The following is a 23992-nucleotide window of genomic DNA, read 5'->3' as shown; positions in this document are numbered from 1 at the left end:
TAAGACGCGCAAAATCGACCAGATACGGATGGACCCCATGACCACGCTTGTTTTCGGCCACAAATCTCCCGACACCGACTCGACCGGCTCGCCGCTGATCTGGTCCTGGTACCTGAACGAGGTGAAAGGCATCCCCGCCAAGCCCGTCCTGCTGGGCCAGCCCAACACCGAAGCCGCCTTCATGCTCGAACGCTGGGGCTTCGACATGCTGGAGATCATCGCCGACGTGGCCGACGACCAGCCCTGCGTCGTCGTCGACACCAACAACCCGGCCGAGTTGCCCGCCAATATCAACGGCGCCGACGTGAGCCAGATCATCGACCACCACAAGCTGGTCGGCGGGTTGGAGACCAAGGGCCCGATCGACATCACCATCCGTCCGGTGGCCTGCACCGCGACCATCATGTTCGACCTGATGGGCGACGATGCCGCGAAGATGCCTGAGAACATCAAATGCGCGATGCTGACCTGCATCCTGTCCGACACGCTGGAGTTCCGCTCGCCCACCACCACCGACCGTGACCGCGAAGTGGCCACCCACCTGGCCACCGAGCTGGGCATCTCGATCCCGGACTATGCCGCCGAGATGTTCGCGGCCAAGTCGGACGTGTCCTCCTTCTCGGATGCCGAGCTTCTGCGCATGGACTCGAAGGAATACGAAGTCGACGGCACCAAGTTCCGCGTCTCGGTCCTGGAAACCACCTCGCCCGCGACCGTGCTGGATCGCAAGGCCAGCCTGATGGAGAGCATGGTGTCCGTGGCCGCCGAGGATGGCGTCGACCAGGTGCTGCTCTTCGTCGTCGACATCCTGAACGAGGAATCCACCCTGCTGGTCCCGAACGACCTGGTGAAAACCGTGGCCTCGAAAAGCTTCGCCATCGAGGCCACAGGCGACGCCGTGATCCTGCCGGGCGTGGTGAGCCGCAAAAAGCAGATCATCCCCAACCTGAAGGTCTGATCGGGATACCCTCGATACGAAGGCCCCGTCGGAGCGATCCGGCGGGGTCTTTTTCTGTGAGTGGCCTGACGGAAGCGGGCTGCGCAAGGCCCGTCTTCGCATTCGCCCGATGGGTGCGGCGCGCCTAGCTCACCGCCACCGGCCTGTACCCTTCCAGCATCAGCCGCTTCATGCCGCCCGCGACCGAGATCACCTTGTTCGGGATCCGTCCGGCCAGCGCCCCCGCTGCGGTCTGGCTCCGGTTGCCGGACCGGCAGATCAGCACCACATCACGCCCGTCCGCGATCTTGTCGCCCAGCGCCGCCATGAATGAGCCGGCAAAGCTGCTCGCCCCTTGGAACGTCACCAGTTCCGCCCCTTCGATCACCCCGGTCAGCGCCCATTCGGACGGGGTGCGGATATCGACGATCAGGGCACCGCGTGCACGCATCTCGTCCACCGACAGGGGCACATGGGAAAACCCCACCTCGGCAAACCCCTGCGCGGTCTTCAGCAACACCGCCCCGAAGCCGGCCACCCCTGCGGCCCCGCCCAGTATCAGAAATCCACGTCTGTACATCACAGCCTCCATTCTTCCCCCCAACAGATAGGGGCGCGCCCGCGCCGGTGCACTGGTCAATTCTGTCGCAGCCCCTATAGATGGGGCACCGACCCAACCCCGCCGCAGTTCCCGAGGCCCCCAATGACCCGCATCATCCAGTCCCTTGCCGAGATTTCCGAACCCTATGACGCGCTGTTCTGCGATCTCTGGGGCTGCGTGCACAACGGGCTCGAACCCTTTGCCGAGGCGGTCGCCGCCCTGCGTGCCTTCCGCGCCGGAGGCGGCGTTGTCGTTCTGGTAACAAATGCCCCGCGCCACCGCGCCTCGGTCGAGCAGCAGCTCGCCCAGATTGGCCTGCCCGAAGATTGCTGGGACACGGTCGCCACCTCCGGCGATTCGGCCCGCGCCGCCATGTTCACCGGTGCCATCGGCTCGAAAGTCTGGTTCATGGGCGAGTCGCATGACCGCAGCTTCTTCGACCCGCTGGCCCTTATCGAAGATCCCGTGGACATCCGCGAAACCCCACTGGACGAGGCCGAGGGCATCGTCTGTTGCGGCCCGTTCGACCCCCATGCCGACCCCGCCGAACTGCGCCCGCAACTGCTCTATGCCAAGCAGAAGGGCCTGCCCCTGCTCTGCGCCAACCCGGACATCGTGGTGGACCGGGGCGAAAGCCGCGAATGGTGCGCCGGCGCCATTGCCGCGCTCTATACAGAGATGGGCGGGCAGAGCCTTTATTTCGGCAAGCCCCATCCGCCGATCTACGACCTGTCGCACCGCCGGCTGGCTGCGCTTGGCCGCGATCTGAACAATGCCCGCATCCTGGCTGTCGGCGACGGGATACACACCGATATCCGCGGTGCGCTGGGGGAGGATATTGATTCTCTTCTTATTACCGGTGGCCTGGCCGCCGCCGAGACGAAAACCGTGACCCAACCGGAGCCCGAAGCGCTAAACGCCTATATCGAAAAGGAAATGGTCACGCCCACTTATGCGATCGGCTTCCTGAGGTAGGGAAAATCAGGGCTTGATTTTCTGCAACTGCAAAGTAATAATGTTGCCAATTCACGCACCTCAGGGTGCTTTTGTTACCCGGAGGATCAGATGTTGGACAATCACGCCCGTGGCACGATCTGTATCGAGGATCTCGAGATCGGCATGATGCGCTCGCTTACCAAACAGGTGACTGACCGTGATATCGAACTGTTTGCGGAGGTGTCGACCGACCACAATCCGGTGCACCTGGATGACGACTACGCCCGCGATACGATTTTCCAGGGCCGCATTGCGCACGGCATGCTGACCGCCGGTCTGATCTCGGCTGTCATCGGCGAGCAACTGCCCGGCCACGGCACGATCTACATGGGACAGCAGCTGACCTTCATGGCCCCGGTGCGCCCGGGCGATATTGTCACCGCCGAAGTCACAGTGATGGAGATCGACCACCCGAAACGCCGCGTGACGCTGAAAACCGAATGCAAGATCGACGGCAAGCCGGTGCTGAAAGGCGAGGCCAAGGTGCTCGCACCCTCGCGCAAGTTCGACTGATCCGCGCTGATTTCGACCCTTAACACCCTTAAACCCCGCCCCGAGCGGGGTTTAACAGTTTGCCAATTCCCCCCCGCGACCCTTTAAAGACTTGCAAGTTTCGGCTCGGCGGGGCAAAGCCCTGACCATGCAGATCGTTCGAGACTTCCAGTTCGTTCAAGCCCGGGACCGTGGCGCCTCCGCCGCGATCGGAAATTTCGATGGCCTTCACCTCGGCCATCAATACGTGATCGACCTCGCCCGCAAAAAAGCCAATGAAATCAACACGCAACTTGGGGTAATGTGTTTCGAACCCCACCCGCGCCAGTATTTCGCCCCCAAGGCCCCGGCCTTTCGCCTGATGAATGCGGAAACCCGCGCGCACCGGATGGAGAAACTGGGCATCGACACGCTCTACGAACTCAGCTTCAACGACACACTTTCCGCCCTCTCCCCGCGCGAATTCGCCCAGCAGGTGATCGTCGAAGGGCTGGGTCTGAAACATGTGGTCGTCGGGGCGGACTTTCATTTCGGCAAGGGCCGCGCCGGCACGCCTGAAGACCTGCAAGTGCTTGGAAACGAACTAGGATTCGGCGTGACGGTTGCTCCGTTGATGAAGCTTGACGTGGGCGAAGTCAGCTCTACCGCGATCCGCGGGGCGCTCACCGAAGGTCGCCCCCGCGACGCCGCACGCATGCTGGGCCACCTGCACCGGATTGACGGCAAGGTGATCCGCGGCGACCAGCGCGGCCGCGATCTGGGCTTTCCGACGGCCAACATGTCTCTGATGGGACTGCACCTGCCCAAGTTCGGCGTCTACGCGGTCAAGGTCGAGGTTCTGACCGGGCCTCATGCGGGCGAATATGGCGGCGCGGCCAGTCTTGGCACACGTCCGATGTTTGGCGAAAACCAGCCGAATATCGAAAGCTATATCTTTGATTTCATAGGTGATATCTACGGAGAGCACCTGTCAGTCGCGCTGGTGGATTACCTGCGGCCCGAACAGGTTTTCGACAGTCTGGACGGGCTGATCGCCCAGATGGATGCCGACTGTACCAAGGCACGCGAAATCCTCGCCGCGCTGTAACCCCTTCCCTTTCCAGCCGCCAGGCGTAATCTGCCCCGATGAAAAAGCCGCACCGCCCCAAGTTCTGGGAACTTCCCCTGGACCAGCTCACCCGCCCCGAATGGGAGGCGCTCTGTGACGGCTGCGGCAAGTGCTGCCTGAACAAGCTCGAGGATGAGGAGACCGGCCAGGTCATCTTTACCCGCCTGTCCTGCCGCCTGCTGGATGGGGAAACCTGCCAATGTTCTCAATATGATATCCGGCTCTCCCTGGTGCCGGACTGTGTCGTTTTCACCCCTGAGAACATCGAGACCAGCTCCTATTTCATGCCCGCCTCCTGCGCCTACCGGCTGCGTTACGAAGGCAAGCCCCTGTCCGATTGGCACCCGCTGGTCTGCGGCGATCCTGATCGGATTCACCGTGAGGGACGCTCGGCCCAGGGCTGGACCATCCCCGAATACGAAGTCCCGGAAGAGGACTGGGAAGACCATTTGATCGAGGAAGACCACTGATGTATTTCGCCTCCGACAACGCCGGCCCCGTGCATCCGAAGATCCTGCAGGCGCTGGTCGATGCCAATGACGGCTATGCCATGCCCTATGGCGACGATGACCTAATGACACGGGTGCGCGACCAGATCCGCGAGACCTTCGAGGCGCCCGAGGCGGTAGTCTATCTGGTTGCGACCGGCACCGCGGCCAACGTGCTGTCGCTGGCCACCCTGACCCAGCCCTGGCAGACCGTTTTCTGCACCCCCCAGGCACACATTAACGAAGATGAATGCAACGGGCCGGAGTTCTACATGGGCGGGGCGAAATTGACCCTCGTCGAGGCGCCGGATGCCAAGATGACGCCGGATGCGCTGTGCGCACGGATCGAAGGCGAAGAGACGCGCGGCGTGCATGGGCCGCAGCGCGGACCGGTATCGATCACCAATGTGACGGAACGGGGAACGGTCTATTCCATCAGTGAAATCAAAGCATTGTCCGACATCGCGAAGATCTTTGACCTGCCCGTGCATCTGGACGGCGCACGCTTTGCCAACGCTCTGGCCGCAGCCAATGCCAGCCCGGCGGAAATGACCTGGAAGGCCGGTGTCGACGTGCTGAGTTTCGGCGGCACCAAGAACGGCTGCATGGGGGTCGAGGCGGTGGTGCTGTTCGACCCGAAACACGCCTGGGAGTTCGAACTGCGCCGCAAGCGCGGAGCCCATCTGTTTTCGAAACACCGGTTCCTGTCGGCGCAGATGGCGGCCTATCTCGAGGGTGGCCTGTGGCTGGATCTGGCCAGCCGGGCGAATGCGGCCAATGCGCGGCTGTGTGACGGGTTGCGCGGAACGGGCGGGGCGCGCTTCCTGCATGCGCCCGAGGCGAACATGAGCTTCGCCGGCTGGACCCGGGCGGGCCATCAGCGGCTGCACGACGCGGGCGCGAAATATCACATCTGGGACGGCCAGCTTGAGGGCGACAACCCGCAGGAGGAGCTGACCGCGCGTATGGTCTGCGACTGGTCAGCGACGAATGAGAATATCGACCGGTTCGTGGAACTGGTGCACGGCTGAACACCGGCGGGCGGCGGCGTTATGCCTGAGCCCGCGTCAGCCCCATGAAATCGGAAATGGCCTCCGCCACCTGTCGCGGATGGGTGATCGGCACCATGTGGGTGGCCCCCTGGACCACCACACGGCGCACATCCGGCAGCCGGGCCGCCAGCACGTCGTGAATGGCCGCAATGATTGGCGGCGATTTCGCCCCCTCGATCAGAAGCACCGGACAGGAGACCGCCTCAAGCGCCCCCGGCGCGGCCTGACCGTTCACGTCCCCTTCAGTCACCGGATTATTCGCTGCAATCAGGTGCATGCGGTCGGCCATGGCCTGCCGATGCGCCGCCGGCACCTCGTCCCATGGCGCCCCTGCCCCCCATACGCGGTTGAACCGGCGCGCCGCCAGCAGGGTGTCGCCGTCACGCAAGGCCTTGAAACAGGGCGCGATTTCCGTGCGATAGGCGTCATGGACCGGCTGCCCCCCGGTGACATGGAACATCACCGGTTCGATCAGGGTCAGGCTGCGCACCCTTTCGGGGTGCATCTGCGCCACGCGCAGGGCGATGGTGGCGCCGTAGCTGTGTCCGATCAGGTCGGCCTTGCCATCGTTGGGGCCGCCGATCAGGCTCTCGGCAACCTCGGCGCCCACATCCTGGTATTCCGTCACACCATCCCAGGGGCCGCTTTCACCATGTCCGGGCAGGTCGAAGGCCCGCATGGACAGGTGGTCCTGCAATTGCCGCTGCACACCGCGCCAGGCACCGCGATGGGCCAGGGCGCAATGGATCATCACCGCAGGGCGCGCGCCTTGTGTGCCCTCGTGGGTCCAGCAGATCCGATGCCCGGCCCGCGCCTCGGTCCCCGCCATCAGGCGCCGGCCAGAAAGCTGTCGAGCATGTCCAGCCGGTCCTGGCCCCAGAACACTTCGGCGCCGTCCACCACATAGGTTGGCGAGCCAAAGACCCCGGCCTCCACCGCGTCTTCGAGGTTGCGCGGATAGGTCTCGGCACCGGCAAGAAGGCTGGTGTCGGCGATCGCGGGATCGAAACCGGCGCTTTCGAGGCAGGACTTGATCACCGCATCCTCGGCAATGTCCCTGTCCTCGGCCCAGGAGGCCCGCAGGATGGCCCGCACCAGTGCACCCACGTCGCCCCCGCCCGCAGATTGCGCTCCGATGATCGCATAGGACGCGGGCGCGGCATTGGTCGGCCAATGGGCGGGCTTGGCGTTCAGCGGCAGACCGGTGGCCTTCTGCCAGCGGGCCAGTTCCTGCAGCCGGTAGTTCTGGCGCGCGGGCGGACGTTCGCCCAGCGGCTGCCCCCCGGTACGCGGAAACAGCGCCATGATGTCGAGCGGCTTGTAGGTCACGGTCGCACCGTGTTTCGCCGCGATCTTCTCCATCCGGTCCCCGGCCAGATAGGCCCAGGGCGATAGCACCGTGAAATAATAGTCGATATGGGCCAATTTTGCCTCCCCGTTTGCGCGTGAGCGGTTCCCCGAAACCTATCCCGATGGTATGGGGTGTCAACGTCACGATTCTGTCATGTGGACCAGCCCGGGGACTCTGCTGCCATGCCTTCCATCACTGAACCGAAACTCATTTCCGGCAACGCCAACCAGCCGCTGGCGCGCAGTGTCGCCAAACGCATGTCGATGCATCGCGGCACGGCAATGGGTCTTGTCGACGCGCGGGTCGAACGTTTCAACGACGGCGAGATTTTCGTCGAGGTCTATGAAAACGTTCGCGGCGAGGACATGTTCATCATCCAGCCGACCTCGAACCCGGCCAATGACAACCTGATGGAGCTGCTGATCATTTCGGACACGCTGCGCCGGTCGTCGGCGGCCCGTGTTACCGCGGTGATCCCCTACTTCGGCTATGCCCGTCAGGACCGCCGCACCAAGGCCCGCACGCCGATCAGCGCCAAGCTGGTGGCGAACATGATCTCGGGCTCCGGGATCGAGCGGGTCCTGACCATGGATCTGCACGCCGCCCAGATCCAGGGTTTCTTCGATATTCCCGTCGACAACCTTTATGCCAGCCCGATCTTCGCTCTGGACGTGAAACACCACTTCAAGGACTGCCTGTCGGACGTCATGGTGATCAGCCCGGACGTGGGCGGCGTGGCCCGGGCCCGCGAGCTGGCCAAGCGCATCGGCGCCCCGCTGGCGATTGTCGACAAGCGTCGCGAGAAGCCCGGCGAAGTTGCCGAGATGACCGTGATCGGCAATGTCGAGGGCAAGAAATGCATCATCGTCGATGACATCTGCGACACCGCCGGCACCCTGTGCAAGGCCGCCGAGGTGCTGATGGAGCATGGCGCCACCGAGGTGCATTCCTATATCACCCACGGCGTCATGTCCGGACCCGCTGTCGAACGCGTGTCCAAGTCGGTCATGAAGAGCCTGGTGATCACCGACTCGATCGAGGCCACCGATGAGGTCAGGAATGCGCCGAACATCCGCATCGTGCCCACCGCGCCGATGTTCGCCCAGGCAATCCTGAACATCTGGGGCGGCACTTCGGTCTCGTCGCTGTTTGATCACGGCACGCTGGAACCGCTTTACGAAGGCATGTACTCGTAAGCGCCTGCGGACAGACGAAAACCCAAACGCCCGTGCTGACCCGCGCGGGCGTTTTTCTTGAGAGGTGACGGGTAGGCTGCTCAGTCCAGCGACCAGTCATCCTCGTCCTCGACCTCGCCCATGGCTATCCAGTCGGCCCGCACACGGGCCACGCGGGTATCGCCCCAGGTGCGAAAGACGATTTCGAACCCTTTCACCGTGATGTTTTCCGCGGCGATATCCACACGCTGATTGGTCTTTTGGTCAAGATCCCACATCGACATGCCGACCTGCACCATGGGTGCATCGGTAAACCCTTCGTCGGAAAACTGCACCGCCATACGAAACTCGCGCGGGCCTTCGCCAGTCCACATTTCACCGTCATGTTCGAAATCTGAAAAAAGGACCTGGCTTCCCTGGTCCACACCCAGCCTGTGTGTTCGAATCCTGCGCATGGTGCGGTCTCTCCAATTCCGGTCCGGCCCAGAATGGCCCGAACCCCATCCGGCTTCAACCCTGGGGCCTCACGTACTGGCCGGGCGCAATCGCCAGAAGAACGGCAGCGTGGCCAGCACGATCAGCCCGGCCATCAGGAACGGGGCTCCGGGCAGGTAGACCGCTGTGTCCGGGGCCGCGAAGCGCTGGAACACACCGGTGACGATCATCGGGGCGATGACGGCTGCGACCGAGCCAAGCGAGGCGATCACCCCCTGCAAGAGGCCCTGACGGTCCTCTGCGACCATGTTGGACATCATCGCAGTCACCGTCGGAGGCGCCATGTCAGCCAATGCTGCCACCAGGATGAAGGTGAACATGACCCAGGCCGAGGCGGTCAGCCCGAAAACAACGAAGGCCAGGACCGCACAGACGAGCGCAAACATCAGGGTGCGCCATTCACCCAGGCGGGCAATGAGATGGCGCAGCACCACGCCCTGGGTAAAGGCGACGCTGGCGCCATAGGCGGCGAGGGTGAGGCCGATGAAGGCCGCGCTCCAACCGAACAGCTCGCGGGTCCAGAAGGACCAGAGCACCGGGTAGACCATGTTGGCGAATTCGACCAGGAACAGCAGCACGAGAGGCAGCGCCAGCCCGGGCAGTTTCAGCGCGTCCAGAATTGAGCCGAACGGATTCAGATCGCGACGGCGAAAGGCACGGCGTTTCCCGGGTGCGAGGCTTTCGGGAAGCACGAACAGTCCGAAGGCCACGTTGATCCCAGCAAGCGCTGCGGCAAGCCAGAAAGGCGCGGTAATATGCCAGCCTGCGGCCAGGCCACCGATTGCCGGGCCAAGGACAAACCCCACCCCGAAGGCGGCGCCGACAAGGCCGAAATTCGCGGCACGGTCCTGTTTCGAGGAGATATCCGCGATATAGGCGGTCGCGGTGATATAGGTCGCTCCGGCGATCCCTGCCAGAACCCGGCCGATGAGCAGCCACCAGAAGGTGGTCGCCAGAGCCATGATCACATAGTCCACGGTCAGCGCGACCAGCGCCAGAAGCAGCACCGGCCGCCGCCCGACGCTGTCCGAGATGCCACCGATAATCGGCGAGAACAGGAACTGCATCGCCGCATAGGCGGCCATCAGGATACCACCCCAGATCGCCCCGTCCGCAGTGCTGTCGGCGCCAACACGCTCCATCAGATCGGGCATGATCGGAAAGACGATGCCGATGCCGACCGCATCCAGGAACAGGGTCGCCAGGATGAACCGCGTGGCCAGTTTGTTGTGCATCAGTCCCTCCGGCGCTCAGCCACCCATCGCCCCTATGTGAGGGTTCCAGACAGGTCCGGCAAGGGCAAGTCCAGGAGATCGCCCGCGCCCCGAGGGGAGGCATCATGTTCGGGCAAAGAAAAAGCCCCACCGGGTGGCGGGGCTTTCCAAAGTCTTCGGCGCTATGCTCAGGCGTTGGCGTTGAGGCCAAGCTCGGCCGCAACACCGGCCAGTTCGGTCGCCCGCTTGGCCAGGTCGTCCAGCATCTCCGGCGTGGCATTGTCGCGGGCGTTGACGGCGTCGGTCATGAACTCGTCCAGGATGTCCTGGGTGAATTCCGACACCGGCACGGCGCGTTCGGCCAGAACCGATGTGCCCACCGCGTTGATCTCGGCAAACCCGCCAGTAACCACGTATTCCGCATCGCCTTCCGGCGACTGGACGCGCACGACGCCCGGCCGCAGGGTGGTGATGGTCGGCGCGTGAGCGGGCATTGCCGTCATGTCGCCTTCGGCCCCGGGCAGCTGCACCGCGCTCGCCTGGACGGAAGACAGCTTCCGCTCGGGCGAGACCAGGTCGAATTGCATCGTGTCAGCCATGATGGGCCTCCTTCAACTTAGGCGGCGTCAGCGGCCATCTTCTCGGCTTTGGCGATCACTTCGTCGATACCGCCGACCATGTAGAAGGCAGCTTCGGGCAGGTGGTCGTATTCGCCGGCCACAACCGCCTTGAACGAGGCGATGGTCACGTCGAGCGGAACCTGCACACCGTCCGAGCCGGTGAACACTTTCGCCACGTCGAAGGGCTGCGACAGGAAGCGCTGGATCTTACGCGCACGGGCCACGGTCAGTTTGTCTTCTTCCGACAGTTCGTCCATGCCCAGAATGGCGATGATGTCCTGCAGCGACTTGTAGCGCTGGAGGATCTCCTGCACTTCCGAAGCCACGGCGTAGTGCTCTTCACCGACGATGGCCGGGTCCAGCAGACGCGAGGTGGAGTCGAGCGGGTCAACAGCCGGGTAGATGCCCAGCTCCGAGATCGCACGCGACAGAACGGTGGTGGCGTCCAGGTGGGCGAACGAGGTGGCCGGCGCGGGGTCGGTAAGGTCGTCCGCAGGCACGTAGATCGCCTGCACCGAGGTGATCGAGCCGGCTTTGGTCGAGGTGATGCGTTCCTGCAGGGCGCCCATGTCGGTGGCCAGGGTGGGCTGATAGCCCACGGCCGAGGGGATACGGCCCAGCAGCGCCGAAACTTCCGAACCCGCCTGGGTAAAGCGGAAGATGTTGTCGACGAAGAACAGAACGTCGGTCCCGGACTGGTCGCGGAACTGCTCGGCCAGGGTCAGGCCGGTCAGAGCAACACGCGCACGGGCCCCCGGAGGCTCGTTCATCTGTCCGTAAACCATGGCCACCTGCGAGTTTTCCAGGTTTTCGGGGTCAATAACGTTGGATTCGATCATCTCGTGGTAGAGGTCGTTGCCCTCACGGGTCCGTTCACCCACACCAGCGAAGACCGAGAAGCCCGAGTGCACCTTGGCGATGTTGTTGATCAGTTCCATGATCAGAACCGTCTTGCCCACGCCGGCGCCGCCGAACAGGCCGATCTTGCCGCCCTTGGCGTAGGGGGCCAGCAGGTCGACGACCTTGATGCCAGTAACCAGAACTTCCGATTCCGTCGACTGTTCGGCGAATTCCGGGGCTTCCTGGTGGATGGCGCGGGTTTCTTTCGCGACAACCGGGCCCTTTTCGTCGATCGGGTCGCCGGTGACGTTCAGGATGCGGCCCAGGGTGGCGTTGCCGACGGGAACCGAGATCGGTTCGCCGGTGTCGACCACTTCCTGACCACGAACGAGACCTTCGGTCGCGTCCATGGCGATGGTGCGAACGGTGTTTTCGCCCAGGTGCTGAGCAACTTCCAGCACCAGGTTGTTGCCGTTGTTGTCGGTGGTCAGGGCGTTCAGGATTTCGGGCAGCGCGTCTTCGAACTGCACGTCCACAACGGCGCCAATGACCTGGGTCACCTTGCCTTTTGCGTTTGCCATGTTGTTACTCCGGTTCGGTTAGAGCGCCTCGGCGCCCGAAATGATTTCGATAAGCTCGTTGGTGATGACGGCCTGACGCGAGCGGTTGAACTCGATGGTCAGCTTGTCGATCATGTCGCCCGCGTTGCGCGTCGCGTTGTCCATGGCGGACATGCGCGCGCCCTGCTCGGACGCAGCGTTCTCCAGCAGCGCCGAGAAGATGGCCGTGGCAACACCGCTGGGCAGCAGCGTTTCCAGGATGCCTTCTTCCGAGGGCTCGTAGTCATAGACGGTCGAGCCTTCGTCAGCGCCTTCTTCCGCCTCGAAGCTGGCCGGGATGACCTGCTTTTCGGTCGGGATCTGGCTCACGACATTTTCGAACGTGTTGTAGAAGATCGTCGCCACGTCGAACTCGCCACCGTTGAAACGGAGGATGAGGTCCGTCGCGATGCCTTGAGCGTTGTTGTAGCCGATGCGCTTCACTTCGGTCAGATCGACATGCTCGATCATGATGTCTTCGTATTCACGCTTCAGCTGCTCGCGGCCCTTCTTGCCAACGGTCAGCATTTTCACTGTCTTGCCCTGGGCGAGCAGCTGTTCAGCTTTCGCACGGGCCATCTTGACGATCGAGCTGTTGAAGCCACCGCAGAGGCCGCGTTCAGCGGTCATGACCACCAGGAGGTGGACCTGATCGCTGCCGGTGCCGGCCAGAAGCTTGGGGGCGTCTTCGCCACCTGCCGATGCCGCCAGCCCCGCCATCACGGCATTGAACCGTTCGGCATAGGGGCGCGAGGCCTCGGCCGCTTCCTGTGCCCGCCGCAGTTTCGCGGCGGCCACCATCTGCATGGCCTTGGTGATCTTCCGCGTCGACTTGACGCTTTCGATCCTGTTTTTAAGGTCCTTGAGACTCGGCATTGCGCTCAGTCCCCCTTAAGCGAAGTCAGCGGCGAAGGCGTCCAGTGCGGCCTTGATCTTGTCTTCCAGCTCACCTTTGACCTTGCGGTCGTTGTTGGTGATGTCCGCCAGAAGGTCGGCGCAGTTCGAACGCAGGTGGTTCAGCAGGCCCTGCTCGAAGCGGCCAACTTCCTTGACGCCGATGCCGTCCAGGTAGCCCTTGGTACCGGCGTAGATAACGCAGACGATTTCGGCGTTGGTCAGCGGCGAGTACTGCGGCTGCTTCATCAGTTCGGTCAGGCGGGCACCACGGTTCAGCAGCGCTTGGGTGGCGGCATCCAGGTCCGAGCCGAACTGCGCAAAGGCAGCCATCTCGCGGTACTGGGCCAGTTCCAGTTTCACCGGACCGGCAACCGCCTTCATGGCGTCGGTCTGGGCCGACGAGCCAACACGCGACACCGACAGACCGGTGTTCACGGCGGGGCGGATGCCCTGGTAGAACAGTTCGGTTTCAAGGAAGATCTGGCCGTCGGTAATCGAGATCACGTTGGTCGGAATAAAGGCCGAGACGTCGCCGCCCTGGGTTTCGATGATCGGCAGAGCGGTCAGCGAACCTGCGCCGAAGTCTTCGTTCAGCTTGGCCGAACGCTCCAGCAGGCGCGAGTGGAGGTAGAAAACGTCACCCGGGTAGGCCTCGCGCCCCGGCGGGCGGCGCAGCAGCAGCGACATCTGACGGTACGAAACGGCCTGTTTCGACAGGTCATCGTAGATGATCAGCGCGTGGCGGCCGTTGTCACGGAAGTGCTCGGCCATGGCGGTGGCGGCGTAGGGGGCCAGGAACTGCATCGGAGCCGGGTCCGAAGCGGTGGCGGCCACGACGATCGAGTATTCGATCGCGCCGGTTTCTTCCAGTTTCTTCACCAGCTGGGCAACGGTCGAACGCTTCTGGCCGACGGCGACGTAGACGCAGTACAGCTTTTTCGATTCATCGTCGCCGGCGGCATCGTTGTAGGATTTCTGGTTCAGGATCGTGTCCAGCGCCACGGCGGTCTTGCCGGTCTGACGGTCCCCAATAATCAGCTCGCGCTGGCCACGGCCGATCGGGATCATCGCGTCGACCGATTTCAGGCCGGTCGCCATCGGTTCATGCACCGATTTGCGCGGGATGATGCCCGGCGCTTTCTGGTCGGCAATGGCGCGGTCCTTGGTTTCGATCGGACCCTTGCCGTCGATCGGGTTGCCCAGACCGTCGACAACGCGACCCAGCAGGGCGTCGCCGGCGGGCACGTCCACGATCGCGTTGGTACGCTTGACGGTGTCGCCTTCCTTGATGTCACGGTCCGACCCGAAGATAACCACACCGACGTTGTCGGCTTCCAGGTTCAGGGCCATCCCGCGGATACCACCGGGGAATTCGACCATCTCACCGGCCTGCACGTTGTCCAGGCCATGGACACGGGCAATACCGTCGCCCACGCTCAACACGCGGCCAACTTCGGCCACTTCGGCCTCTTGGCCAAAGTTCTTGATCTGCTCCTTAAGGATCGCAGAGATTTCGGCTGCTTGGATACCCATTATCCGACCTCTTTCATGGAATTCTGCAGTGCGTTGAGTTTCGAGGCGATCGAGCTGTCGATCATCTTCGAACCCACCTTGACGACAAGACCGCCGATGAGAGCTTCATCGACGGCCACATTAACTTTCACATCCTTGCCGACGGCGGCCTTCAGCGCCTTGGCGAGTTTGTCCTGTTGTGCCTTGGTCATCGCCTTTGCGGCGCTCACTTCGGCTGTCACCTCGCCCTTGTCCTCGGCGATCGCGGCGCGCAGCGCGGCGGTCAGCTGAGGCAGCACGAACAGACGACGCTTTTCGGCCATCAGGCCCAGCGTATTCGTCATGGTCGACGAGAGGTTCATCTTCTTGGAGATCGCGGCGATGGCGGCGGCCTGTTCTTCGCGGGTCACGACCGGCGAGTTGATCAGGTCAACGAATTCGCTGCTTTCGGCAAGAGCGGCATCCAGGGCGTCAACGTCGCCCTCCACCGCTTTGAGGTCTTTGCCTTCTTTCGCCAGGTCGAAAATCGCCGTGGCGTAACGTTGGGCAATACCCTGTGAAATCGAGACTGGTTCGGACACGTCCACCCTTCCATGTCTTTGAGCCCCATCGTGACCTACCGGGCGGGCAGGTCGGGGCGGCCTACGATGCCGCGCGGCTGCACGGTTTCATCAAAATCGCGTGGGGTGTAACAGAGCAATGCTATTGAGGCAACGGGCTTGGCGCAGTTTAACGCCAACATTCTCGCCCTGTTTTCAAGGCAATCCGCACCGCCCGGTCGCGAAGCCCTTTACCCATGGGAATTAATTGTTCTGAACAGGTGCAGAATCGATTGTGATCTTTTTGCATGCAATCGCATACCGCACATGAAATGTTCCCCTTTCGACCCTCCCCGACCAGGGAAATCGTCGCCCCGAACCTCGCTGTGCACAGGCTTGGCGCGCGAAAATCACAGTTGATTCTGACTATCGGCGCCGAGGCGGACGTCACCCGAGCCGCCCGGCAGGCTTCGGAACCGGCCGTCCCAGCCCCTCCAGGGCTTTCAGAGGTTGGCGGACCCGTTGCGCAAGCCCCGGACGACGCGGTGCAGGTATCTGTTTCGAGGCCTCGACCATCAGCACCCCGCCCGCCATCAAAACCGGAGCGCGGGTGCCCAGACGCTCCCACATCGGGCCGGTTTTCAGCCAGAACCGTTTCGCCGAGGGCGGCTGGTACAGCGCGGTCATGTGCCATTCCGGGATCAGCCCGTGATAGCGCAACTGGCTTTCCAGCTGCGAACTCGAATAGGGACGGCCATAGCCGAAGGGCGTCTTGTCGGACCGCGACCAGAGCCCGCTGCGGTTCGGCACGATGAACAGCGCCCGCCCGCCGGGACCCAACACGCGATAGGATTCCTCGAGCAGCAGCGCGGGGTCGGTCGCGGTCTCCAGCCCATGCATCAGCACCAGCTTGTCCGCCACCCCGGTGTCGACTGGCCAGAGACTTTCCTCGACCAGCAAAGAGACGTTTGCCATGCCCGCGGGCCAGGGCATCACGCCCTGCGGTGCGGGCATCAGCCCCATGACCCGCCGCGCGTGTTGCAGATAGGGGCGCAGAAGCGGCACGGCAAAGCCGTAGCCCACCACCGTTTCACCACGCGCCCGCGCGGGATCCCACAGCGCCTTGACCTGGTCGCGCACGGCCTTCTGCGCCGCCCGCCCCAGAGTGCTGCGGTAATAGAAGTTGCGCAGATCCTGTACGTCCAGATGCATGGGGCCTCTTGCCGGTTTCTCCCGCGAGATTAGCGGATTGATGCAAAAGGTCCATGGCCCTCTGGACCCTGTCCTGCATCCGCCGGGATCAGCTGCGTTCGGTGATCAGCATGAGGTTGTTGGCAGGCATCTCGACCAGTTCGCGGCGGACCAACCCCGCGTCGCGGGCCAGCTCCTCGACCCATTCCAGGTCCTTGTAGCCGATCGCCGGGTCATGGGCGGTGAGGGTCTCGTGGAAACTCAAATCGCCCTCGCTGCGAAAGCCGCCGCCGGTACAGAACGGGCCGTAGAGCGCCCAGCGCCCGCCCGGGGCCAGGCTGCGTGCGACGCCGAGAATGAGGTTCCGCACCGCGTCCTCGGGGATCAGGTGCAGCAGGTTCACGGTCAGGAAGAGATCGAATCCCGGCGCGCACCAGTCCGGCACCGAGGCATCCAGATACTGCGCAAGCCGCATGTTGCGATGCCCTTTCACCGCGCGCCAGCAGTCGATCGACACCAGACGCTCGGGTTCGATATCGGTGGGCTGCCAGACCACAGCCGGGAAAGCCCCGGCACAGGCCACCGCATGTTCCCCGGTACCCGAGGCGATCTCGATTGCATAGCCGGCCCGGGGCACGTGACGGGTCAAGACCTCCAGGATCGGCGCCGCGTTGCGGGCTGCCGACGGGGCCGAAAGCCGACCATCCTCGCAGGCATTGGCCGTCGAATGTGGACGCTCGCCAGCCTGGGATCGCACCTGAGTCTCGGATCCTATCATACCCTCAGTATTGTCCCTGCCGCGCAAATGAGCAACAGTTGGCGCTAACGAATGGAGATCACAATGACCCTCAACCTCGTCACCATCCCCTGCCGCGAGGACAATTACGCCTTCCTGCTGCATGACACCGAGACCGGGATGACCGCGTTGGCAGATGCGCCCGAGGCCGCCCCGATCCGCGCCGAACTGGACATGCGGGGCTGGAACCTGACCCATATCCTGATCACCCATCACCATTATGATCACGTGGACGGGATCGAGGAATTGCGCGATGCCTATGCGCCGCAGGTGATCGGGGCCGAAGCCGATGCCCATCGGCTGCCGCAGCTGGATCTGGCGGTCTCGGATGGCGACACGTTCACGCTCGGGCGCCACGCGGCCCGGGTCATGGATGTCTCCGGTCACACGGTGGGGCATATCGCCTTCTACATCCCCGAAGCACGGGTGGTGTTCACCGGGGACAGCCTGATGGCCCTGGGCTGCGGCCGCCTGTTCGAGGGCTCCGCGCCGCAGATGTGGGACAGCCTGTCGAAACTGGCCGCCCTGCCCCCGGAAACGCAGGTCTGCTCCGGTCATGAGTATTCCGCCGCCAACGCCGCATTCGCGGTGACGATCGAGCCGGACAACACGGCCCTGGCCGACCGCGCCGCCGATATCGGCGAGGCGCGCGAGATGGGCATTCCCACCGTGCCGTCCGCCCTGTCGCTGGAGCTTGCCACCAACCCCTTCCTGCGCGCGCACCTGCCCGAGGTCAAAGCAGGCCTGGGCATGGAGGGGGCCACGGATGCCGAGGTATTCGCCGAAATCCGCGCCCGCAAGGATCGTTTCTGATCCGCACGGATAGCGCCCCCCGGCCAAGGCAAACCAAGCCGACTTGCCCGGTTGCGCGAAATGCGCGACGATTGGGGGGAACAGCTGCGTGGGACCATGCGCCCGACCTCTTCGGCGTCGGGGCAATGAAGGATTTCCCCGCGCCCGCCCAATTTCCCAGGGAAAATTACCACATCAGCCGGATGTGAGCGGTTTTTGGGGGAATAGGGGTTGAAGTACCGGTCGGAAAACCGAACCTTAACCATATGAGGCCACGGTTGATCCCGAGGGACACGGGCAACCAAACGGACGAGGAGCAAAAACAAGTGCCATCCTTTTCGACCACGCTGGAAACGGCAATCCACCAGGCGCTGGCCCTGGCGAACGATCGCAAGCACGAACTTGCGACGCTCGAACACCTTCTGCTGGCGCTGATCGACGAGCCCGATGCGGCCCGGGTCATGCAGGCCTGCTCGGTCGATTTGGAGGATCTGCGCAAGACACTTGTCACCTTCGTCGACGAGGAACTGACGACGCTCATCACCGATATAGACGGATCCGAAGCGGTGCCCACCGCCGCCTTCCAACGGGTGATCCAACGCGCGGCGATTCACGTGCAAAGCTCCGGTCGCACCGAAGTCACCGGCGCCAATGTGCTGGTTGCGATCTTTGCCGAACGCGAAAGCAATGCCGCCTTCTTCCTGCAGGAACAGGACATGACCCGCTATGACGCGGTGAACTACATTGCCCATGGCGTGGCCAAGGACACCGCATTCGGCGAGGCGCGGCCGGTCTCCGGCACGCCCGAATTCGGCGAGACGGTTGATGAACCGGAGGCCGAGGAAAAGGACAGCGCGCTGGGGAAATACTGTATCGACCTGAACGCAAAGGCGCGCGAGGGCGACATCGACCCGCTGATCGGCCGCGAGCACGAGGTCGAACGCTGTATCCAGGTTCTCTGCCGCCGCCGCAAGAACAACCCGCTTCTGGTGGGGGATCCCGGCGTGGGCAAGACAGCCATCGCCGAAGGGCTGGCCAACAAGATCGTGCAGGCCGAAACGCCCGAGGTCCTGGCGAATACCACCATCTTCTCGCTTGACATGGGCGCGCTTCTGGCGGGCACCCGTTACCGCGGCGACTTCGAAGAGCGGTTGAAGGCGGTGATGAAAGAACTGGAAGATCACCCCGACGCGGTGCTGTTCATTGACGAGATACATACGGTGATCGGCGCCGGCGCCACCTCCGGCGGGGCGATGGATGCCTCGAACCTGCTGAAACCGGCGCTGCAGGGTGGCAAGCTGCGCTGCATGGGCTCGACCACCTACAAGGAGTTCCGCCAGCATTTCGAAAAGGACCGCGCGCTGTCCCGCCGGTTCCAGAAGATCGACGTGAACGAACCCACGGTGGAAGACACGGTAAAGATCCTGAAGGGGCTGAAACCCTATTTCGAGGAGCATCACGGCGTGAAATACACCCAGGATGCGATCAAGTCCGCCGTCGAACTGTCGGACCGCTACATCAACGACCGAAAACTGCCCGACAAGGCGATCGACGTGATCGACGAAGCCGGCGCGGCACAACACCTGATCATCCCGTCCAAGCGTCGCAAGAACATCGGCGCCAAGGAGATCGAGGCGGTCGTCGCCAAGATCGCCCGCATCCCGCCGAAGTCCGTGTCGAAGGACGATGCCGAAACCCTGCGCGACCTGGAAAAGTCGCTCAAACGGGTGGTGTTCGGTCAGGACAGCGCGATCGAAGCCCTGTCCTCGGCGATCAAACTGGCCCGCGCGGGCCTGCGCGAACCGGAAAAGCCGATCGGCAACTACCTGTTCGCGGGCCCCACCGGGGTCGGCAAGACCGAAGTTGCCCGCCAGCTGGCCGACAATCTGGGCGTGGAGCTTCTGCGCTTCGATATGTCGGAATACATGGAGAAACACGCGGTCTCGCGCCTGATCGGTGCGCCGCCGGGCTACGTCGGATTCGACCAGGGCGGGCTTCTGACCGACGGGGTCGACCAGCATCCGCATTGTGTGCTGCTCCTGGATGAGATCGAGAAGGCCCACCCGGATGTCTACAACATCCTGCTTCAGGTAATGGACCACGGCCGCCTGACCGACCACAACGGCCGCACCGTCAGCTTCCGCAACGTGGTGCTAATCATGACCTCCAACGCGGGCGCGGCCGAACAGGCCAAGGCCGCTGTTGGCTTCGGCCGTGATCGCCGCGAGGGCGAGGATACCGCGGCGATCGAACGCACGTTCAGCCCGGAATTCCGCAACCGCCTGGACGCGGTGATCTCCTTCGCGCCGCTCGGCAAGGAGGTGATCCTGCAGGTGGTCGAGAAATTCGTGCTTCAGCTCGAAGTGCAGCTCCTGGACCGTGGCGTGCACATCGAACTGACACGCGCGGCGGCCGAATGGATTGCCGAACGCGGCTATGACGACCGCATGGGCGCCCGCCCGCTGGGCCGGGTAATTCAGGAGCATATCAAGAAGCCCCTGGCCGAGGAGCTGCTGTTCGGCAAGCTCGCCAAGGGCGGGCTGGTCAAGGTCGGCGTGAAGGCTGGCCAGCTCGACCTGCGCATCGAGGAGCCGGAAAACGCCCGGATCGAATCGAAGAAGAAGCCACCACTGCTGACCGCCGACTGATGTGGCTCTTGCGGGGCCCTCTCCGGGCCCTTGTCCCTGCCGCCGCGTCGCTCGCGGCGGCGTGAGAGCCCATGTCGGCTCTGCCGATTGACTGCGCCCCGGACGGGGGCTGGTTTCATCCAGACCCTCACTAACGAACTTGCGGGTCGGGCGCGGCTGTATTACGCGCCCGGACGCAATTTGCCTGGCGGCAATCATGCGCCAGGCCCCTATCGGGCACCGTGACCCTGTTGCGCGACGGGGGCGTGACCGACTGGATGGATACCCATATCATCCCGGGCGGCCGAGCATCGCTCCGGCACCCGGGCCTCAGCGTTCGGTCAGCTTCAGTTCGATACGCCGGTTCTGCGCCCGTGCCTCGGGCGTATCGTCCGTGTTCACCGGTTGGAATTCCCCGAACCCCGTGGCCGCAAGACGTTCGGGCGGGAATCCCAGCTCGTCAATCATGTAGCTGACCACCGACAGGGCGCGGCCCTGCGACAGTTCCCAGTTGTTGGCATATTCGCCGGTACCCGCCAACGGCACGTTGTCGGTGTGCCCGTCCACGCGAATGATCCAGTCGATCTCCGGCGGGATCTGGTCGGCCACTTCGGACAGCAGGGTGGCAACCCGCGCGATCTGGGCACGACCGGCATGCGCAAGATGCACCTCGCCGGGTTCGAACAGCACTTCGGAGGAGAAGACGAAGCGGTCGCCGACGATCCGCACCCCCTCGCGATCGCCGAGGATCTGGCGGAGTTTGCCGAAAAATTCCGACCGGTAGCTTTCCAGCTCCCTGGATTCCGCTTCAAGCCGGCGGCGTTCGGCCTCTTCCAGTTCGGCGCGGCGACGCTGCTCGCTTGCCGCCTGGGCCAGCGCGGCGTTCAAACGGTCGCCCAGTGACTGGATCTGGGTCTGGCTTTCCACGTCGCGGGCCTCGGAGGCATCCAGGACGGCCTGCAGCGAACCCAGCTGGACCCGCAACTCGGCAATCTGAGCGTTGAGCAGGGCCAGGGTGCGCTGATCCTCGGCGCTTGCCGCTTCCTGTTCGGCGAGGACCGCGTTTGCCGTGGCCAACAGGACGGCCTGAGTTTCGGAGCGGTCCAGCGCGTCCTTCGCCGTCTGTTCGGCGGCCAGGCGCGCGGCCAGAGCCTCGGCGAGCGCGTCGCGCAGCGAGTCATCGGCAGCCGCCGCGCCCTGCAGCCCTTCGAGCTCCAGCAGCGCCGCGGCGAGCTTTGCATCCAGATCGCCCTGCGCCGCTTCGGCGGCGGCCAGCAGGGTCAACGTGTCCTCTGCCCGTCTGCGCTGCTCCTCCAGGGCCAGGGTCATGGCGGTCAGCTCGTCCTGCGAATTGGCCAGTTGTTCACGCAGCGCCTCGGCGGCAGCAAGATCGGCAAGCCGCTCGGCTTCCGCCTCGGTCAGGGCGCCTTCCGCCTCGGCCAGGCGGGCCCGCAGTTCCTCGGCAGCGGCCAGTTCGGCCAACCGCGTGGCTTCAGCCGTGCTCAGATCCTGTTCGACCCCGGCCAGGCGCGCGCGCAGGGCTTCGGCGGCGGCAAGGTCGGCAAGGCGGGCGGCCTCGGCTTCCGACAGGGCCTGTTCGGTGCTTTCGCGGGTCGTGCGTTCGGCAAGCGTGGCGGCTTCGGCGGCATCCAGCGCGGTAAGGGCGGCGACCAGATCACTGCGCAGCCCTTCAGCCTCGGCACTGCTGCTTTCAATGCGGGCCAGGGCTGCGGCCAGAGATGTATCGCGTTCGCTGACATCCGTTTCCAGCTTGGTGATCAGCGCCTCCAGGGCCTCGCGGCGCGCGGCGGCCAGGCGGGCGGCCTCGGTCTGGGCATCGATCTCGTCGCGGGCCCTGGCCAGAGCCAGGTTCAGCGCCTCCTGTTCAGTGATCAGCCGGGCCTGGGCCGCTTCGAGATCGGCCAGGGAAGCTGCCAGGGCGGCCCCTTCGGCGCGCGCCTCGTCGCGTTCGCCCAACAACGTCACGCCCTCGGCCAGCGCAGTGTCGCGTTCGGCGATCAGCGAGGCGACCTGCGCTTCGAAAGAGGCAATCGCGGCGGCCCGTGCGGCGAGTTCATCCTGCTGCCCCGAAATGGTGGTATTGAGGGTTGCGATCAGCGCCTGCTGCGCAGCGGAGGTATCTCGTGCCTCGGTCAGGGTGGCGGAGAGGCTGACGACACGGTTTTCCAACGCATCCGCCCGGCCCTTCTCAAGCCCCAGCGCATCCGCCAGCGAAGCCACCTGCGCCGACAGTTCGTCCAGTTCATCCGCCTGTCCTGAAATCGTCTCGCGCAGGACGAATTGCACCACCATGAAGATGGTCAGCACGAACATCAGCACCAACAGCAACCCGGTCATCGCGTCCACGAATCCCGGCCAGATCGAACCCGCCATGCGGTTGACCGATCTGCGTGTCAGGGCCATGGATCAGGCCCGCCCGCTTTGGCGAATTGCCTTGGTCAGCTGCGCAAGGTCCATGCGCAGTTCGGCCAGGCTTTCCTGCCGGCCCGCCGCCATTTCCTCGAGGATGCGCAGAAGCTGCACGTCGATCGAACGCAGGCGCATGCGGCTTTCCGCATCGGTGCCGGCGCCGCCGCTTTCTTCCACCTGGGCTTCCATCAGGGCCAGCATGCGTTCCTGCCCCTCTGCCATGCGGACGAGGATCGGGGTGGAGACACCTTCGGCCTCGATCCGATGGCTCAGGCGATCCACGGCCACAGCCAGGGTGCCCAGCCGTTCGTCAACCAGAGAGCGCGACACGTCCGACTGGGTGAACAGGTTCTGAAGGGCCTCCATCTGGTCGGACATATGCGCGGCCATCGCCGCCACAAGGCCAGCATCGCCAGCAGCATCCTCTCCCTCGCCCGAGGTGAAACCGACAGTGGTGATGGTGGACAGCCATTCCTCGAGTTCGCGGTAGAACCGGTTCTGCCCGTGGCCCGCGAACAGCTCCAGCAGGCCAACGACCAACGATCCGGCCAGACCAAGCAGCGATGACGAAAAGGCCGTGCCCATGCCGCCCAGCTGCTCTTCGAGCCCGGTCATCAGGCGGTTGAAGATCTCGACCCCTGCCTCGCCTTCGCCGGGCGCAAGCGAACGGATGGTATCCACAACCGCGGGAACGGTGGTCGCAAGTCCGAAGAACGTGCCCAGAAGTCCCAGGAAAATCAGCAGGTTGGTAATGTAACGGGTAATGTCACGCGCTTCGTCGATCCGGGTGGCCGCCGAATCGAGGATCGACCGCGACGAGGCCGCACCGATCTGCATGCGCGCCCCGCGCGAGCCCAGAAGAGCCGCCAGGGGCGCCAGGATGCGCGGCGCACGTGCCGCGTCGAATCCCTCGCGTTCGCCGGTAAATCCCTTGATCCATCTGACCGAGGTCAGGATTTGCCAGACCTGCCAGAAACAGGCGAGCAGACCGATGAAAAAGACGAACAGGATGAACCCGTTCAGATACAGGTTCGCCTCGATGACCGGCCGGACCCTCGGCAGCGCAAAGAACACGCCGAACCCGACCAGCCCCAGCACGGACAGCATCAGGACGATCTGCGTCACCGGGCGTGTGAAAGTCAATTCAGCCCTCATGTGAGGAGCCTGATCCGGCTGCTCCATCCCGGACCCCCTGTCGATGTTATCCTTGCGCGAAGGATAGGCCGGGCAGAGGCCGCTG

The 23992-nt window shown here is 63.9% G+C and carries 23 protein-coding genes; 9 read left to right on the top strand and 14 right to left on the bottom strand.

Annotated elements, in window-relative coordinates; translation table 11 throughout:
• Positions 1 to 37 precede the first annotated feature (37 nt).
• A complete protein-coding gene (locus Q1V43_RS02555) occupies positions 38 to 958 on the top strand; it encodes a manganese-dependent inorganic pyrophosphatase (protein ID WP_300513616.1) in 921 nt (306 codons plus the stop codon).
• Positions 959 to 1082: 124 nt separating this feature from the next.
• On the opposite strand, the gene Q1V43_RS02550 is transcribed toward Q1V43_RS02555, so the two are convergent.
• Positions 1083 to 1517, bottom strand: a complete 435-nt coding sequence (locus Q1V43_RS02550; RefSeq protein WP_300513614.1) for a rhodanese-like domain-containing protein — start codon at positions 1515 to 1517, stop codon at positions 1083 to 1085.
• A gap of 123 nt (positions 1518 to 1640) precedes the next feature.
• On the opposite strand from Q1V43_RS02550, the gene Q1V43_RS02545 reads away from it, so the two are divergent.
• From Q1V43_RS02545 to Q1V43_RS02525, 5 genes are all read left to right on the top strand, one after another.
• The gene (locus Q1V43_RS02545) at positions 1641 to 2513 is read left to right on the top strand and encodes a TIGR01459 family HAD-type hydrolase (RefSeq protein ID WP_300513612.1); all 873 of its coding nucleotides are present in this window, start codon (positions 1641 to 1643) and stop codon (positions 2511 to 2513) included.
• A gap of 90 nt (positions 2514 to 2603) precedes the next feature.
• On the top strand, positions 2604 to 3047 hold the full coding sequence (locus Q1V43_RS02540; protein ID WP_300513610.1) for a MaoC family dehydratase: 444 nt from the start codon (positions 2604 to 2606) through the stop codon (positions 3045 to 3047).
• Positions 3048 to 3174: 127 nt separating this feature from the next.
• On the top strand, positions 3175 to 4113 hold the full coding sequence (locus Q1V43_RS02535; protein WP_300513608.1) for a bifunctional riboflavin kinase/FAD synthetase: 939 nt from the start codon (positions 3175 to 3177) through the stop codon (positions 4111 to 4113).
• Positions 4114 to 4151: 38 nt separating this feature from the next.
• Positions 4152 to 4604: a YcgN family cysteine cluster protein gene (locus Q1V43_RS02530; protein WP_300513606.1), complete on the top strand. Its 453-nt coding sequence runs from the start codon at positions 4152 to 4154 to the stop codon at positions 4602 to 4604.
• The gene (locus Q1V43_RS02525; protein ID WP_300513604.1) at positions 4604 to 5653 is read left to right on the top strand and encodes a beta-eliminating lyase-related protein; all 1050 of its coding nucleotides are present in this window, start codon (positions 4604 to 4606) and stop codon (positions 5651 to 5653) included. The genes Q1V43_RS02530 and Q1V43_RS02525 overlap by 1 nt, the downstream gene beginning before the upstream one ends.
• Before the next feature lie 19 nt (positions 5654 to 5672).
• Here the strand turns inward: Q1V43_RS02525 and Q1V43_RS02520 are convergent, their stop codons facing one another.
• Positions 5673 to 6503: an alpha/beta fold hydrolase gene (locus Q1V43_RS02520; RefSeq protein ID WP_300513602.1), complete on the bottom strand. Its 831-nt coding sequence runs from the start codon at positions 6501 to 6503 to the stop codon at positions 5673 to 5675.
• Complete coding sequence (locus tag Q1V43_RS02515; protein WP_300513600.1) at positions 6503 to 7099, bottom strand: 2-hydroxychromene-2-carboxylate isomerase; 597 nt, start codon at positions 7097 to 7099, stop codon at positions 6503 to 6505. The genes Q1V43_RS02520 and Q1V43_RS02515 overlap by 1 nt, the downstream gene beginning before the upstream one ends.
• Before the next feature lie 108 nt (positions 7100 to 7207).
• Between Q1V43_RS02515 and Q1V43_RS02510 the strand changes: the two genes are divergently transcribed.
• Positions 7208 to 8221 (top strand): ribose-phosphate pyrophosphokinase, encoded by a 1014-nt coding sequence (locus tag Q1V43_RS02510; protein WP_300513598.1) that lies wholly within the window; start codon positions 7208 to 7210, stop codon positions 8219 to 8221.
• 80 nt (positions 8222 to 8301) lie between these two features.
• Here the strand turns inward: Q1V43_RS02510 and Q1V43_RS02505 are convergent, their stop codons facing one another.
• From Q1V43_RS02505 to Q1V43_RS02465, 9 genes are all read right to left on the bottom strand, one after another.
• Complete coding sequence (locus tag Q1V43_RS02505; protein WP_300513596.1) at positions 8302 to 8655, bottom strand: H-type lectin domain-containing protein; 354 nt, start codon at positions 8653 to 8655, stop codon at positions 8302 to 8304.
• A gap of 69 nt (positions 8656 to 8724) precedes the next feature.
• Positions 8725 to 9930, bottom strand: coding sequence for an MFS transporter (locus Q1V43_RS02500; protein WP_300513594.1), 1206 nt, complete (start codon positions 9928 to 9930; stop codon positions 8725 to 8727).
• A 167-nt stretch (positions 9931 to 10097) separates the two neighbouring features.
• Positions 10098 to 10508 (bottom strand): F0F1 ATP synthase subunit epsilon, encoded by a 411-nt coding sequence (locus tag Q1V43_RS02495; protein ID WP_300513592.1) that lies wholly within the window; start codon positions 10506 to 10508, stop codon positions 10098 to 10100.
• Between the two features lie 17 nt (positions 10509 to 10525).
• Entirely contained in the window at positions 10526 to 11950 is a 1425-nt protein-coding gene (gene atpD / locus Q1V43_RS02490) for a F0F1 ATP synthase subunit beta (RefSeq protein ID WP_300513590.1), read from the bottom strand.
• A gap of 18 nt (positions 11951 to 11968) precedes the next feature.
• Positions 11969 to 12844: a F0F1 ATP synthase subunit gamma gene (locus Q1V43_RS02485; protein WP_300513588.1), complete on the bottom strand. Its 876-nt coding sequence runs from the start codon at positions 12842 to 12844 to the stop codon at positions 11969 to 11971.
• Between the two features lie 15 nt (positions 12845 to 12859).
• Positions 12860 to 14398, bottom strand: a complete 1539-nt coding sequence (gene atpA / locus Q1V43_RS02480) for a F0F1 ATP synthase subunit alpha (protein WP_300513586.1) — start codon at positions 14396 to 14398, stop codon at positions 12860 to 12862.
• Complete coding sequence (locus tag Q1V43_RS02475; protein ID WP_300513584.1) at positions 14398 to 14958, bottom strand: F0F1 ATP synthase subunit delta; 561 nt, start codon at positions 14956 to 14958, stop codon at positions 14398 to 14400. Before Q1V43_RS02475 ends, atpA begins: the two co-directional genes overlap by 1 nt.
• A 405-nt stretch (positions 14959 to 15363) precedes the next feature.
• On the bottom strand, positions 15364 to 16128 hold the full coding sequence (locus Q1V43_RS02470; RefSeq protein ID WP_300513582.1) for a hypothetical protein: 765 nt from the start codon (positions 16126 to 16128) through the stop codon (positions 15364 to 15366).
• A gap of 88 nt (positions 16129 to 16216) precedes the next feature.
• Positions 16217 to 16885: a DUF938 domain-containing protein gene (locus tag Q1V43_RS02465; protein ID WP_300513580.1), complete on the bottom strand. Its 669-nt coding sequence runs from the start codon at positions 16883 to 16885 to the stop codon at positions 16217 to 16219.
• A 63-nt stretch (positions 16886 to 16948) separates the two neighbouring features.
• Between Q1V43_RS02465 and gloB the strand changes: the two genes are divergently transcribed.
• Together gloB and clpA are read left to right on the top strand one after the other, a co-directional pair.
• Positions 16949 to 17716: a hydroxyacylglutathione hydrolase gene (gene gloB, locus Q1V43_RS02460; protein ID WP_300513578.1), complete on the top strand. Its 768-nt coding sequence runs from the start codon at positions 16949 to 16951 to the stop codon at positions 17714 to 17716.
• 305 nt (positions 17717 to 18021) lie between these two features.
• Positions 18022 to 20343, top strand: coding sequence for an ATP-dependent Clp protease ATP-binding subunit ClpA (gene clpA, locus Q1V43_RS02455; protein ID WP_300513576.1), 2322 nt, complete (start codon positions 18022 to 18024; stop codon positions 20341 to 20343).
• Between the two features lie 309 nt (positions 20344 to 20652).
• On the opposite strand, the gene Q1V43_RS02450 is transcribed toward clpA, so the two are convergent.
• Together Q1V43_RS02450 and Q1V43_RS02445 are read right to left on the bottom strand one after the other, a co-directional pair.
• On the bottom strand, positions 20653 to 22746 hold the full coding sequence (locus tag Q1V43_RS02450; protein WP_300513574.1) for a peptidoglycan -binding protein: 2094 nt from the start codon (positions 22744 to 22746) through the stop codon (positions 20653 to 20655).
• 3 nt (positions 22747 to 22749) lie between these two features.
• Entirely contained in the window at positions 22750 to 23934 is a 1185-nt protein-coding gene (locus Q1V43_RS02445) for a biopolymer transporter ExbB (protein ID WP_300513572.1), read from the bottom strand.
• Between the last annotated feature and the right edge of the window lie 58 nt (positions 23935 to 23992).

This window comes from Aliiroseovarius sp. (assembly GCF_030148435.1).
GTDB lineage: Bacteria > Pseudomonadota > Alphaproteobacteria > Rhodobacterales > Rhodobacteraceae > JASBTN01.
This window is presented reverse-complemented; position numbering and strand designations above follow the sequence as displayed.

Coding starts and splice junctions, on each gene's coding strand:
- Q1V43_RS02525 (WP_300513604.1), top strand. CDS start 4,604: ATGTATTTCGCCTCCGACAACGCCGGCCCCGTGCATCCGAAGATCCTG.
- Q1V43_RS02445 (WP_300513572.1), bottom strand. CDS start 23,934: ATGGAGCAGCCGGATCAGGCTCCTCACATGAGGGCTGAATTGACTTTC.
- Q1V43_RS02555 (WP_300513616.1), top strand. CDS start 38: ATGACCACGCTTGTTTTCGGCCACAAATCTCCCGACACCGACTCGACC.
- Q1V43_RS02470 (WP_300513582.1), bottom strand. CDS start 16,128: ATGCATCTGGACGTACAGGATCTGCGCAACTTCTATTACCGCAGCACT.
- Q1V43_RS02540 (WP_300513610.1), top strand. CDS start 2,604: ATGTTGGACAATCACGCCCGTGGCACGATCTGTATCGAGGATCTCGAG.
- Q1V43_RS02510 (WP_300513598.1), top strand. CDS start 7,208: ATGCCTTCCATCACTGAACCGAAACTCATTTCCGGCAACGCCAACCAG.
- atpA (WP_300513586.1), bottom strand. CDS start 14,398: ATGGGTATCCAAGCAGCCGAAATCTCTGCGATCCTTAAGGAGCAGATC.
- Q1V43_RS02535 (WP_300513608.1), top strand. CDS start 3,175: ATGCAGATCGTTCGAGACTTCCAGTTCGTTCAAGCCCGGGACCGTGGC.
- Q1V43_RS02485 (WP_300513588.1), bottom strand. CDS start 12,844: ATGCCGAGTCTCAAGGACCTTAAAAACAGGATCGAAAGCGTCAAGTCG.
- Q1V43_RS02520 (WP_300513602.1), bottom strand. CDS start 6,503: ATGGCGGGGACCGAGGCGCGGGCCGGGCATCGGATCTGCTGGACCCAC.
- Q1V43_RS02450 (WP_300513574.1), bottom strand. CDS start 22,746: ATGGCCCTGACACGCAGATCGGTCAACCGCATGGCGGGTTCGATCTGG.
- Q1V43_RS02550 (WP_300513614.1), bottom strand. CDS start 1,517: ATGTACAGACGTGGATTTCTGATACTGGGCGGGGCCGCAGGGGTGGCC.
- Q1V43_RS02545 (WP_300513612.1), top strand. CDS start 1,641: ATGACCCGCATCATCCAGTCCCTTGCCGAGATTTCCGAACCCTATGAC.
- Q1V43_RS02495 (WP_300513592.1), bottom strand. CDS start 10,508: ATGGCTGACACGATGCAATTCGACCTGGTCTCGCCCGAGCGGAAGCTG.
- Q1V43_RS02505 (WP_300513596.1), bottom strand. CDS start 8,655: ATGCGCAGGATTCGAACACACAGGCTGGGTGTGGACCAGGGAAGCCAG.
- Q1V43_RS02465 (WP_300513580.1), bottom strand. CDS start 16,885: ATGATAGGATCCGAGACTCAGGTGCGATCCCAGGCTGGCGAGCGTCCA.
- Q1V43_RS02500 (WP_300513594.1), bottom strand. CDS start 9,930: ATGCACAACAAACTGGCCACGCGGTTCATCCTGGCGACCCTGTTCCTG.
- atpD (WP_300513590.1), bottom strand. CDS start 11,950: ATGGCAAACGCAAAAGGCAAGGTGACCCAGGTCATTGGCGCCGTTGTG.
- Q1V43_RS02530 (WP_300513606.1), top strand. CDS start 4,152: ATGAAAAAGCCGCACCGCCCCAAGTTCTGGGAACTTCCCCTGGACCAG.
- gloB (WP_300513578.1), top strand. CDS start 16,949: ATGACCCTCAACCTCGTCACCATCCCCTGCCGCGAGGACAATTACGCC.